The sequence below is a fragment of the Chimaeribacter sp. YP20170169 genome (assembly GCF_056739715.1).
Map to the genome: position 1 here is coordinate 1,065,688 of NZ_CP176824.1, position 12,143 is coordinate 1,077,830.

11 protein-coding genes and 2 tRNA genes are annotated in these 12,143 nt (G+C 60.1%); 7 read left to right on the forward strand and 6 right to left on the reverse strand.

The window, feature by feature from the left end:
• Positions 1-46 precede the first annotated feature (46 nt).
• Both ACK3SD_RS04855 and ACK3SD_RS04860 read right to left on the reverse strand, forming a co-directional pair.
• Positions 47-430 carry a YfeC-like transcriptional regulator gene (locus tag ACK3SD_RS04855; protein ID WP_481126952.1) on the reverse strand — a complete coding sequence of 128 codons (384 nt, stop codon included), beginning with the start codon at positions 428-430 and terminating at the stop codon, positions 47-49.
• Positions 431-592: 162 nt separating this feature from the next.
• Positions 593-1,375 carry a formate/nitrite transporter family protein gene (locus tag ACK3SD_RS04860; RefSeq protein WP_137762515.1) on the reverse strand — a complete coding sequence of 261 codons (783 nt, stop codon included), beginning with the start codon at positions 1,373-1,375 and terminating at the stop codon, positions 593-595.
• A gap of 374 nt (positions 1,376-1,749) precedes the next feature.
• Between ACK3SD_RS04860 and ACK3SD_RS04865 the strand changes: the two genes are divergently transcribed.
• Together ACK3SD_RS04865 and ACK3SD_RS04870 are read left to right on the forward strand one after the other, a co-directional pair.
• A tRNA-Ala gene (locus ACK3SD_RS04865) sits at positions 1,750-1,825 on the forward strand.
• Between the two features lie 71 nt (positions 1,826-1,896).
• Positions 1,897-1,972 (forward strand) — tRNA-Ala (locus ACK3SD_RS04870).
• A 137-nt stretch (positions 1,973-2,109) separates the two neighbouring features.
• Here ACK3SD_RS04870 and ACK3SD_RS04875 read toward each other — a convergent pair.
• Positions 2,110-3,297: a NupC/NupG family nucleoside CNT transporter gene (locus ACK3SD_RS04875; protein WP_137762516.1), complete on the reverse strand. Its 1,188-nt coding sequence runs from the start codon at positions 3,295-3,297 to the stop codon at positions 2,110-2,112.
• A gap of 399 nt (positions 3,298-3,696) precedes the next feature.
• Here ACK3SD_RS04875 and ACK3SD_RS04880 point away from each other — a divergent pair, with 399 nt between their 5' ends.
• Complete coding sequence (locus ACK3SD_RS04880) at positions 3,697-4,926, forward strand: Nramp family divalent metal transporter (RefSeq protein ID WP_481126953.1); 1,230 nt, start codon at positions 3,697-3,699, stop codon at positions 4,924-4,926.
• Between the two features lie 82 nt (positions 4,927-5,008).
• Here ACK3SD_RS04880 and ACK3SD_RS04885 read toward each other — a convergent pair whose 3' ends face one another.
• A complete protein-coding gene (locus tag ACK3SD_RS04885) occupies positions 5,009-5,317 on the reverse strand; it encodes a DUF2502 domain-containing protein (protein WP_137762518.1) in 309 nt (102 codons plus the stop codon).
• A gap of 454 nt (positions 5,318-5,771) precedes the next feature.
• Positions 5,772-6,761 carry an L-glyceraldehyde 3-phosphate reductase gene (gene mgrA / locus ACK3SD_RS04890; RefSeq protein ID WP_481126954.1) on the reverse strand — a complete coding sequence of 330 codons (990 nt, stop codon included), beginning with the start codon at positions 6,759-6,761 and terminating at the stop codon, positions 5,772-5,774.
• Between the two features lie 275 nt (positions 6,762-7,036).
• Between mgrA and ACK3SD_RS04895 the strand changes: the two genes are divergently transcribed.
• On the forward strand, positions 7,037-8,707 hold the full coding sequence (locus ACK3SD_RS04895) for an alpha-keto acid decarboxylase family protein (RefSeq protein WP_481126955.1): 1,671 nt from the start codon (positions 7,037-7,039) through the stop codon (positions 8,705-8,707).
• On the opposite strand, the gene ACK3SD_RS04900 is transcribed toward ACK3SD_RS04895, so the two are convergent.
• Positions 8,699-9,574, reverse strand: coding sequence for a LysR family transcriptional regulator (locus ACK3SD_RS04900; protein ID WP_137762521.1), 876 nt, complete (start codon positions 9,572-9,574; stop codon positions 8,699-8,701). The two genes, ACK3SD_RS04895 and ACK3SD_RS04900, sit on opposite strands and share 9 nt — an antisense overlap.
• A gap of 86 nt (positions 9,575-9,660) precedes the next feature.
• Here ACK3SD_RS04900 and ACK3SD_RS04905 point away from each other — a divergent pair, with 86 nt between their 5' ends.
• From ACK3SD_RS04905 to glk, 3 genes are all read left to right on the forward strand, one after another.
• A complete protein-coding gene (locus ACK3SD_RS04905; protein ID WP_481127495.1) occupies positions 9,661-10,122 on the forward strand; it encodes a multidrug/biocide efflux PACE transporter in 462 nt (153 codons plus the stop codon).
• 45 nt (positions 10,123-10,167) lie between these two features.
• Positions 10,168-10,866 carry an aspartate/glutamate racemase family protein gene (locus ACK3SD_RS04910; RefSeq protein WP_481126956.1) on the forward strand — a complete coding sequence of 233 codons (699 nt, stop codon included), beginning with the start codon at positions 10,168-10,170 and terminating at the stop codon, positions 10,864-10,866.
• A gap of 236 nt (positions 10,867-11,102) precedes the next feature.
• Positions 11,103-12,095, forward strand: a complete 993-nt coding sequence (gene glk, locus ACK3SD_RS04915; RefSeq protein ID WP_481126957.1) for a glucokinase — start codon at positions 11,103-11,105, stop codon at positions 12,093-12,095.
• Positions 12,096-12,143: the final 48 nt, after the last annotated feature.

The window sequence follows — 12,143 nt, forward strand, 5'->3', positions numbered from 1 at the left end:
AGGCCGGTGGGAGGATGCTCCTGCCGGCCTTTTTTATTGCCTGATCTTACTCGTGCTGTCCCTCATCGTTTCCCTCTGGCGAGCCTTCGGCCAGTCCCAGCTTCTTCATGACACCGGTGATACCCTCACGCAAAATGAACTGGGTGATCAGGTGCTTCTCACGCCGGTTCAGGCGTGCGAACGCTGCCGCCCAAATGTCACGCGGCTGGTTGGAGTGGGTGAGGTAGGTTGCCGGCTCCTCTTGGGCAGAGCGAGCCTGCGCCAGAAACGGCGCCACGCTGGCGAGCAGGAATTCATGCGCCCGGCCACCCTGAACGCCAGGGCGGCGGCGCTTGACCCAGTTCTCTTTGACAGCGCGCTGGTTGATGCTCTGCTCAGTGTAGCCAGTCTTTTGCGCCAGCTCCTTGGGAGTGATCCATTCGTCAGCCATCATACTTCCCTGATGAGTAAAATTACGGGTTCGTGTTACGTCTTCATTTTACATGAATCACTAACAGGGGAAGCGGAAGTGGAAAAAGGCGCGATCTGGATCACAAGAAAAACTGCCCGCAGATGCGGGCAGTGAGCAGGGGGGTAAAGCGAACGTCGGCGATTATGCCTGTTTGGCAACCATGCCCGGACGGTAGGCCAGGAAGTAGATCAGGCCAACAAAGCCCGCGCCACCCACGGCGTTGCCCAGGAATACCGCCACGAAGTTCGGCAGATAGTCACCCCAGGTCAGGGCACCGGCAAAGATGGCCGCCGGGATGATGAACATGTTGGCAACCACGTGCTGGAAGCCGATCGCCACGAAGGCCATCACCGGGAACCACATGCCGATCACCTTGCCGCCCATCTCTTTACTGGCGAATGCCAGCCAGACGGCCAGACAGACCAGCCAGTTACAGCCGATGCCGGAGATAAAGGCGTGCAGGAAGTCCGCGTTGACCTTCGCCTGTGCGATGGCAACGGTCTTGCTCAGATAGGCACCTTCGGTCATGCCCAGGAAGTGGCCAAAGAAGTAAGCGACTGCCAGGCTGCCCATCAGGTTAGCTAGGGTGACCCAGAACCAGTTACGCACAATGGCGAGGCCCTTAATCTGGCGCGAGAACCAGGCAATCGGCAGGGTCATCATGTTGCCGGTCAGCAGTTCACCACCCGCCAGCACGGTCAGGATCAGGCCAACCGGGAAGACGGCCGCGCCCAGCAGGCCGCCGAAGGAGCCCCATTGTGGCGGCAAGGTGCCGATGACATGCAGGTCAAGCAGGAAGCCAGTAGCGATGAAGGCACCGGCCATAAAGCCCAGGATAATCAGGTTCAGGATGGAGGCCTGGCTTTTCGCCACGCCGGCCTGTACGGCGAGTGTTGCAATTTCTTTAGGTGAATGCAGTGACATGTGTAGCCCGGATGTAAAGGTTATGATTTTAGCGCCAGCAGTCTAGTATGAGAATTATCTCAAAACAAGCGTGATTGTTTAGTGAGCTAACATTAATTTAAACCTTATCTAACATCATGATGTTAGCGAAAGCAGGCCAGCGGGGGCAGGATAGTAGCCAGATGCACGCGGCCGTCTCCTAAGGTTCAGCCCCAGCCGCGTGGAAAAGCCGTTAACATGGCTGATGAAAGTGGTAGGTTGGCGGCAAAAACGGCGGCAGGTGCCGGATTTGATTGCTTTTTCAACGTTTGAATAATTTGTCGGAATTAGCCGTTGACAGGATCAGGTGGGTTTCATATTATGCGCCCCGTCCACACGACATGTTGTGTTGATGAGGGGCTATAGCTCAGCTGGGAGAGCGCTTGCATGGCATGCAAGAGGTCGACGGTTCGATCCCGTCTAGCTCCACCAACTCACTTCTCAGGGGAGTTGGTAAAGGACTGTCACTTTCGGTCCATAAAAATGAAGTGACCACATATTGTGGGGCTATAGCTCAGCTGGGAGAGCGCTTGCATGGCATGCAAGAGGTCGACGGTTCGATCCCGTCTAGCTCCACCAAATTTAGAAAAACCGGCTCAGGCCGGTTTTTTGCTTTCTGGCGTTTGCCACTTCTCCACTTCCTACTGCTCTTCCTGTCATACCAAATCGCGGGCAATAAAAAAGGCGCCGCAGCGCCTTTTAGAGGAAGCGTCCGCTTAACCCAGCACCAGACCGGCGATAGAGGCGGAGAGCACGCTCACCAGCGTTGAGCCGTAGAGCAGCTTCAGGCCGAAGCGTGACACCACGTTGCCCTGATGCTCGTTCAGGCCCTTGATGGCGCCCGCCACAATCCCGATGGAGGAGAAGTTGGCGAAGGAGACCAGGAACACCGACAGAATGCCTTCCGCGCGTGGGGAGAGGGTGGCAGCAATCTTCTGCAAGTCCATCATCGCCACGAACTCGTTGGAGACCATCTTGGTCGCCATGATACTGCCCACCTGCAATGCCTCGTTGGATGGCACGCCCATCACCCAGGCAAACGGGTAGAAGACGTAGCCCAGCAGCTCCTGGAAGGAGTGGCCGAACAGGGTGGAGAAGAGGGCGTTGACCGCGCTGATCAGGGCAATGAAGCCGATCAGCATCGCCGCCACAATAATTGCCACCTTAAAGCCCGCCAGGATGTATTCGCCCAGCATCTCGAAGAAGCTCTGTCCCTTGTGAAGCTCCCCCAGTTGCAGATCCTGCTCGCCCTCAACGCGGTACGGGTTGATCAGCGACAGCACGATAAAGGTGCTGAACATGTTCAGGATCAGCGCCGCCACCACATATTTCGGGTCAAGCATGGTCATGTAGGCACCGACAATCGACATGGAGACCGTGGACATCGCCGTGGCGGCCATGGTGTACATGCGCTTCTCGGACATCTTGCCGAGAATGTCTTTATAGGCGATGAAGTTTTCAGACTGCCCCAGAATCAGCGAGCTGACGGCGTTGAACGACTCCAGCTTGCCCATGCCGTTCACTTTCGACAGCACAGTACCGATCCAGCGGATGACAATCGGCAGCACACGGATGTGTTGCAGGATGCCGATCAGGGCGGAGATAAAGACAATCGGGCAGAGCACTTTCAGGAAGAAGAAGGCCAAACCCTTGTCGCCCATTCCACCGAAGACAAAGTCAGTACCTTGGGCAGCGTAGCCGAGCAGCTTGTCAAAGAAGTTGGCAAAGCCCTGAACAAAGCCTAAACCAACTTCCGAATTCAGGAAGAAGTAGGCGAGCAGGACTTCAATAACCAGTAGCTGTGCGATAAAACGTAAGCGTATGTTCTTGCGATCGTGACTGACCAACAGCGCCAGTATAGCGACCACAGCCAACGCCAACACGAAGTGTAGTATGCGGGACATGTGTGCTCCAAATTTGAGGCAGGCAATATTTCGGGGGACATTTTATGTAACGGCTACATTAAAAACGAGACATCAATTGCAAATATAAAAAGTCATGCTGCTAAAAGCAACGAAATGGCGCATTTATCAGCCACTTAAGAAACACATGTGCCAGCTGAATATTTGTGCTAGCTTTAATAATTGCGATAGTACGCGCTAAATTCTCGCGGACTGAGTAAATTTCGAACGGCAAAACCCTCAAAATACAGGGGACTCTGTGGTCTTTGTTCCCACAACTCTTTTAGACATATCACTGCAGCCTATCAGTGAGATACAGAGAAGCGATGGAATTACGCTTGATAATGATTCTCATTAACCTGATGATGGCGGTAAGCTCACAATGATTAAGGGTTATAGGCTATGCTGAACAGCCGCGCTGACTCCACCAGCCGCACGTCCAGAAAAATCAAACTTTCCCTCATGGGGCCGGCGTTTATCGCCGCCATTGGCTACATCGATCCGGGTAACTTCGCCACCAATATTCAGGCGGGGGCCTCGTTCGGCTATCAGCTGCTGTGGGTGGTGGTGTGGGCCAACCTGATGGCCATGCTGATCCAGCTGCTGTCGGCCAAGCTGGGCATCGCCACCGGCAAAAACCTAGCGGAGCATATCCGTGACCGCTTCCCGCGCCCGGCCGTGTGGGCCTACTGGGTGCAGGCGGAGATCATCGCCATGGCGACCGATCTGGCGGAGTTCATCGGCGCGGCGATTGGCTTTAAGCTGCTGCTCGGCGTGTCGCTGCTACAGGGGGCCGTGCTGACCGGCATTGCCACCTTTATTATCCTGGCGATTCAGCGGCGCGGGCAGAAGCCGCTGGAGTGGGTGATTGGCGGCCTGCTGCTGTTTGTGGCGGCGGCCTACATTGTGGAGCTGTTCTTCTCGCAGCCCAAAATGGCGGAGCTGGTGAAGGGGATGGCGCTGCCGTCGCTGCCGGGCGCGGAGGCGGTCTATCTGGCCGCGGGTGTTCTGGGCGCGACCATTATGCCGCACGTCATCTATTTGCACTCGTCGCTCACCCAGCGTTCTGGCTCCAGTTCCAAGGCGGAGCGCTACTCCTCCACCAAGCTGGACGTGGCGATCGCCATGACCATCGCGGGCTTTGTCAATCTGGCGATGATGGCGACCGCCGCCGCGGCCTTCCACTTCAGCGGCCACAGCGGCATCAGCGAGCTGGATCAGGCCTACCTGACGCTGGAGCCGCTGCTGGGTCACGCCGCGGCCACCATCTTTGGCCTCAGTCTGGTGGCCGCCGGCCTCTCCTCCACGGTGGTGGGCACGCTGGCAGGGCAGGTGGTGATGCAGGGCTTTGTGCGCTTCTATATCCCGCTCTGGATCCGCCGCGTGGTGACCATGCTGCCCTCGTTCATCGTGATCCTGATGGGGATGGACGCCACCAAAATTCTGGTGATGAGCCAGGTGCTGCTCAGCTTCGGCATTGCGCTGGCGCTGCTGCCACTGCTCTCCTTTACCGGCAACCGCGAACTGATGGGGGAGATGACCAACACCCCGCTGATGCAGAATTTAGGGCGGATGATTGTGGTGGTGGTGATTGGCTTGAACGCCTACCTGTTGATCAGCATGCTCCGCTAGCAGGCAGAAAAAGAAAGGCAGGCCCAGGGGCCTGCCTTTTTTTATTTGTTTTTATTATGTGCTGTGTGTGTCTTTGCCGTTATCAATGATGTCCATGGCCGCGGCCATGATCGTGGCCGTGGTCATGCCCCCAGCCGTGGCCACGGGGCGGGCCGTGGTGCCAGCGTGGTGGGGGCGGCGGTGGCCGGTGGAAGCGGGGATGATGACGGCCCCACCAGGCGCGGTCACGCCAGCGGTGTCCATCCCAGTAGTTGCCATGCCGGTCGCGGTCACCAATGGAGAGCGACAGGCCGGGCATCCGGAGATCGAGGCCCCCCGCCTTGGCAGGCAGGACAGCCGGTAACAAGGCGACAAACAGGGTGCTCAACAAAAGTGTTTTTACTTTAACCATTCTTATTATCCTCCATACCACCGTAGTGGATGGCATAGGTATACGGCTAAACATAAGCAACTTCTATAAGACAACGCGCCCTTTTGAATCCTTTACCCCTCTTAACAGATCACTGACAAAGCGGCAGATCGTGGGGAAATTGTGGAGAGAGGCGGAAACTGGCTGGCATAGGTTTAGAGAGGGAAAACGAGGGTAATGGCTTGATATTCAGAATTATTGTTCGCGTAATGCCAGGGCGAAAACTGTGGATCGCGGGAAAGGCTGGGTAAATACATTGATAAGCAGCCTAATCTAATCCGGTGCGGCAGCGCGCGTCAATCAGTGAGTAAAGGTGGACACGTCGTTAAAGGTTAATGAAAGTATTCCTGCCAGTAACTCGGCATTTGGCAAGGCCAACGCATTGGCCTCGCCAAAGAGCGGGTTTACCCGGAAACTTGCCTGTCCAGGTAAGCGCTTACACCAAAATATCTTCGATGGCGTCCAGCTCCTGCTGGCTGAAGGTGCGGTTCTGCAACATGCCGACCGCATCCTCAATCTGACTGGTTTTGCTGGCGCCAATCAGCACCGAGGTCACGCGGTCGCCGCGCAGCACCCAGGCCAGCGCCATCTGGGAGAGTTTCTGCCCGCGCTGCTGGGCCAGTGCGTCCAGCGCCCGCACCCGCGCCAGCTTCTCGTCTGTCAGTTGGTCTGGATTGAGGAAGCGGCTGCCGCTGGCGGCACGGGAGTCGGCCGGGATGCCATGCAGATAGCGGTCAGTCAGCTGCCCACCGGCCAGCGGCGAGAAGGCAATCGACCCCACGCCGTGCTCCTCCAGCTCATCCAGCAGACCCGCCTCCACGCCGCGCTCAAACATTGAGTACTTCGGCTGGTGGATCAGGCAGGGCGTCCCGAGGTCGGTCAGGATCTCAAATGCCTGCCGTGTCCGCTCTGCCGGATAGTTGGAGAGGCCGACATAGAGCGCCTTGCCCTGACGCACCAGCAAGTCCAGCGCCGCCATCGTCTCCTCCAGAGGGGTATCAGGATCGGGGCGGTGGTGGTAGAAGATGTCAACATACTCCAGCCCCATCCGCGTCAGGCTCTGGTTGAGGCTCGCCACCAGATACTTCTTGGAACCCCAGTCGCCATACGGGCCGTCCCACATGGTGTAGCCCGCCTTGGAGGAGATGATCAGCTCATCGCGGTAGGGGCGCAGATCCTGTTGCAGGATGCGGCCAAAATTCAGCTCGGCGGAGCCGGGCGGCGGGCCGTAGTTATTGGCGAGGTCAAAGTGGGTGATGCCCAGATCAAAGGCGTGGCGCAGCAGCTGGCGGCTGTTCTCCAGCAGCGTGGCGTCGCCAAAGTTATGCCACAAGCCGAGTGAGATGGCTGGCAGCTTCAACCCGCTGCGGCCGCAGCGGCGGTACTCCATGGCGTCATAACGCGCCGGGCTGGCTTGGTACACCATATCTGTCCCTTATCGATGAGAGAAAGTCGCGCTGTAGTGTAGACGTTTACATAGTGCGCCAATGCCAGCTGGATCACATCCTGAACAGCCCTTGCAGCTTAACCCCCTGAATCAGAACCGTTCCATTCATCCCGTCAATAGTGTGATCCCGCGCGCCAGTGCCCGCCGTGGCTGTAACGCCCGCTTGCCAGCCGATAAGCTGGGGGAAAATTCGCTGCACTCACCGTTTTCACGATACTTAATGCTGGAGTCCAACCATAACGCAGGGGGTCATGATGAGTGAAAGGGGTACCGTCGGGGATTATCTGTTGGCACGGCTGGCAGAGGTGGGCATCCGCCACCTGTTTGGTGTGCCGGGTGACTATAACCTGAAGTTTCTTGACCACGTGATTGACCACCCGCAGATCGCTTGGGTGGGGTGCGCCAACGAGCTGAACGCTGCCTACGCGGCGGATGGCTATGCCCGCCAGCGTGGCGCGGCGGCGCTGCTGACCACCTTTGGCGTCGGTGAGCTGAGCGCCATCAACGGCACCGCCGGCAGTTATGCCGAGCATGTGCCGGTGATCCACATCGTGGGCGCGCCACCGCTCGCCTCCCAGCACGGTGGGGAGTTGCTGCACCACACGCTGGGGGATAGCGAGTTCGGCCACTTCCTGCGCATGGCCGCAGAGGTGACGGTCGCGCAGGCCAGCCTGACGCCAGAGAACGCGCTAACGGAGATTGACCGGGTGATCGCGGCTGTCCTGCACCAGTGCCGCCCCGGCTACCTGCTGCTGCCGAGCGACGTGGCGGCATTGCCAGTGGCCGCAATGCCGTTGCCGCTGGCACGCACGGAGGCCGCCTGCTCACCAGAGGCGCTGCACGCCTTCACCGAAGCCGCCGATAACCTGCTGGCGAATGCCGACAGCGTGGCCCTTCTGGCGGATTTTCTGGCCCATCGTTTTGGCGTGGCGGAGTCGCTGAACCGCTGGCTGGTGGCCTCGCCGATCCCCAATGCCACGCTGCTGCTCGGCAAGGGGGTGCTGGATGAGCAACACCCGGCATTCCTTGGCACCTATACCGGGGCGGCCAGCCTGGAACCGGTACGCCGCCCGTTGGAGGAGGCGGGGGCAGTGATCACAGTGGGCGTGCGCTTCACCGACACCATCACCGCCGGTTTCAGCCACTGTTTGCCACAGGCGAAGCGCATCGATCTCCACCCCTTTATGGCGCAGGTGGGCGATCGACCGTTCAGCCAGCTGCCGATGGCCGTCGCCCTGGCGGCGCTGCAACCGGTGGTGGCCCGCCACCTGGCACGTTGGCGGCTGCCATCGCCTGGGCGCGTGGCACCCTCTCCGCCCTCGGGGCAGCTGGATCAGCCAGCCTTCTGGCAGGCGATGCAAACCTTCCTGCGCCCCGGCGACATCCTGCTGGCCGATCAGGGCACCACCTGCTTTGGCGCGGCCAGCCTGAGGCTACCCAGCGGCTGTGACATGCTGGTGCAGCCACTGTGGGGGTCGATTGGCTACACCCTACCAGCGGCCTATGGCGCGCAGATCGCCTGCCCGGCGCGGCGGGTGGTGCTGTTGATTGGCGATGGTGCGGCGCAGCTTACGATTCAGGAGCTGGGATCGATGATCCGCGATGGCTTGCGGCCGCTGATTTTTGTCTTCAACAATCAGGGCTACACCGTCGAACGGGCGATCCACGGCCCGGAGCAGCGCTACAACGACATCGCCGCCTGGCACTGGACGCAGTTGCCGCAGGCGCTGGGGGCAGAGGCCGAGCAGGTGACTACGCTGCGCGTCACCGATCCGCCGCAGTTACGGCAGGCGCTGGCGCAGCTGGCGGAGCCGGATCGTCTGGCGCTGGTGGAGGTGGTACTGCCCAAACAGGATGTGCCGGCGCTGCTGCGCGCCGTCACCACGGCCATTGAACAGCGCAACTGCGGCAAAGCCTCACACTGAGGCGGCCGGCCCGGCGATCAGCTGATCGAGGAACCAACTGCCCGCCGGGCCGGGCAGGTTCTGTTTCGACCACACCACATCCACGTCCACCCGCATCGGCCAGCCCTCGGCTGGCAACGCCACCAGTGTCCCTTTGCCATACTGCTCCACCAGCCAGCGCGGCAGCACGGCCCAACCAAAGCCCTGTTCCGCCATCTCCATCAGCATCAGGTAGCTGGGGGCCGACCAGAACAGCCCGGTGGGCAGGGCGGCCGCGCGGCGGTGATAGAGCGTCAGGCAGAGCTGGCGCGCCGTCCCGAGCTGGGTGGCACTGACGTGCGCCTGTGCCGCCAGCGGATGGCTGCGGGCGACATAGAGCGCCATCTCCGTCTGCTCCGGCAGACGCGCATGGGCGATGTCCGGCGGGTAGGCGGACAGGCTCTCCAGAATGCCGATGTGCGCCCGTCCCTGTTGCAGCAGGTCAGTGACATCCTCCCGTTCGGCAATCATGCATTCGTACTCAATCTCCGGGTAGCGTGTCCCAAAGTGGCCGAGCAGCGTCTCATAGTGGCTGGGGGCGTAGGTGTCTGACAGCACCAGCGTCAGGCGCGGCTCCACCGGCTGCCCGAGCCGCACGGCCAGCGCGTCCAGCCGTTCGCTGGCGGCCAGAATCGCCTGCACGTGGCTCAGCACCCGCCGCCCCTGTGGCGTCAATGCCGGGGTGCGGCTGTGGCGGTCAAATAGCGTCAGCCCCAAATCCGCCTCCAGATTGGCGATGGCCGCGCTGATGGTCGACTGGCTCTTGCGCAGCTTGCGCGCGGCCGCCGAAAAAGAGCCGGCATCCGCCGCCTCGACAAAGGCAATCAAAGCTTCAGGGGAGTAGCGCATCAGTGCTCCTATCGTTTTTATCGATGTTAGCCCACTTTGTCCCATCACCGAAAGCGATGATGATGGCGTTCCATGACCAAGAGAGGCTGACCATGAAAACCAAATCCCTGCGTACACGTATTGTCCATGCCATTGGCTTTGAGGTGCTGGCTATCCTGCTGGTTTCACCGCTGGCGGCCTGGATCATGGGGCGACCCCTGTGGCAGATGGGCACGGTGGCGATCGTGCTGTCGCTGATTGCCCTGTTGTGGAATATTAGTTACAACACACTTTTTGATCGCTGCTGGCCGCCGCAGCGGGTGGCCCGTACCCTGCGGGTGAGGGTACTGCACGCGCTGGGCTTTGAAGGGGGCTTCATTTTGATTGCACTGCCCGTCACCGCCTGGATCCTCGGCGTGTCGCTGTGGCAGGCCCTGATGCTGGAGATCGCCTTTTTCCTATTTTTCCTGCCCTATACCGTGGTCTACAACGGGTTGTTTGACCTTCTCCACGCACGGCTGCACCGCAGGGCGCAAAAACAGCACGCGGGCCTCTCCTCGCGCGGCTGAAATTGGGGTATGTTCCGGCATCAGCCTGAACACCTGGAGAGTTACATGAGAACCCTGGGATTACTTGGCGGCATGAGCTGGGAGTCCACCGTGCCGTACTACCGCCTGATCAACCAACAGGTCAAGGCCGAGCTGGGCGGGCTGCACTCCGCCCAACTGATCCTCTACAGCGTCGATTTCCAGCAGATTGAGCAGATGCAGGCGCAGGGGGAGTGGCAGCGCGCCGGGCAGGTGCTGGGCGAGGCGGCTGCCGCCCTGAAGCGCGCGGGCGCGGAGGCGGTGGTGCTCTGTACCAACACCATGCACAAGGTGGCCGATGAGATTGAGCGCCTCGGCGGCCTGCCGCTGCTGCACATCGCCGACGCCACCGGGCAGGCGGTGCAGGCGCAGGGCATCCAGCGGGTGGCGCTGCTGGGCACCCGCTTCACTATGGAGGAGCCGTTCTACAAGGCACGGCTGGCGGAGCGCTTTGGCCTCGAGGTGGTGGTGCCGGAGGCGGCGGATCGTGAAACTGTGCACCGCATCATCTATCAGGAGCTGTGCCTCGGTATCATCAATGACGCTTCGCGCGCCGCCTATCAGGCAATTATTCGCAAGCTGGAGGCGCAGGGCGTCGGTGGCATCATCCTCGGCTGTACCGAAATCGCGCTGCTGGTGGGCGCGCAGGATGCGCAGGTGCCGGTGTTTGATACCACGGCGCTGCATGCCGCCGCCGCAGTGCGTTATGCACTCGGCGGGGAGTGATTGCTGGAATCGGAATCCTCGTCTTTCCGTAGGAAAAAGAAGCCCCTATTATTTTGCGCGCCGTGCCAGTGCGGTGGGGCTGGATGATTTATCACCGGCAAACGAAAGTCCTGGCTTATTTTTGTGATCAAGATCACTAAAAAGCGGGAGGCCAGTGCATCGGCATTGTTGTTTTGCAGGGGGAAATTTACAGTGTGCGCAGCCAATAACATTCCTTTTCGTGGAGAAGTACCTCAATGAACAAATATTCCCTGGTGGGCGATGTGGGAGGCACCAATGCCCGTCTGGCGCTCTGCGCGCTGGACAGCGGCGAGATCTCCCAGGCCAAGACCTTCTCCGGTCTGGAATTTGAGAGCCTGGAGGCCGTGGTGCGGCACTACCTGGCGGAGCACCCGGAAGCGGTGGTGGAGGATGGCTGCATCGCCATTGCCTGCCCGATCACCGGTGACTGGGTGGCGATGACCAACCACACCTGGGCATTTTCCATTGCGGAGATGAAGCAGAACCTCGGCTTCAGCCACCTGGAGATCATCAACGACTTCACGGCTGTCTCCATGGCGATCCCGATGCTGGGCGAGCAGGATGTATTGCAGTTTGGCGGCAAAAAGGCGCAGGCCGGTAAACCGGTCGCGGTCTACGGTGCGGGTACCGGGCTGGGCGTGGCGCACTTGGTGCAGGCCGGCAACTGCTGGGTGAGCCTGCCGGGCGAGGGCGGCCACGTTGACTTCGCGCCAAACAGCGTGGAGGAGGACATTATTCTGATGCAATTGCGCGGCGAGCTGGGGCACGTCTCCGCCGAGCGCATCCTTTCCGGGCCGGGGCTGGTGAACCTCTATCGCGCCATCGTCAAGGCGGATGAGCGCCTGCCGGAGAACCTGCAACCGAAGGATGTCACCGAACGCGCGCTGGCGGACAGCTGCATTGACTGCCGCCGGGCACTGTCGCTGTTCTGCGTCATTATGGGCCGTTTTGGCGGCAACCTGGCGCTGAACCTTGGCACCTTTGGCGGCGTCTACATCGCTGGCGGCATCGTCCCGCGCTTCCTGGAGTTCTTCAAGGCATCCGGCTTCCGCGCCGCCTTCGAGGACAAGGGTCGCTTCAAGGACTATCTGGCAGACATCCCGGTCTACATGATCACCCACGACCAGCCGGGCCTGCTGGGTGCGGGCGCCTACCTGCGCCAGTCGCTGGGCATGCGGTTAGAGCCCCTGCAAGCTGAGTCAGCCTGAATTGCGTAAGGCACAAAAAAGCCGGTCATGATGACCGGCTTTTTTTAT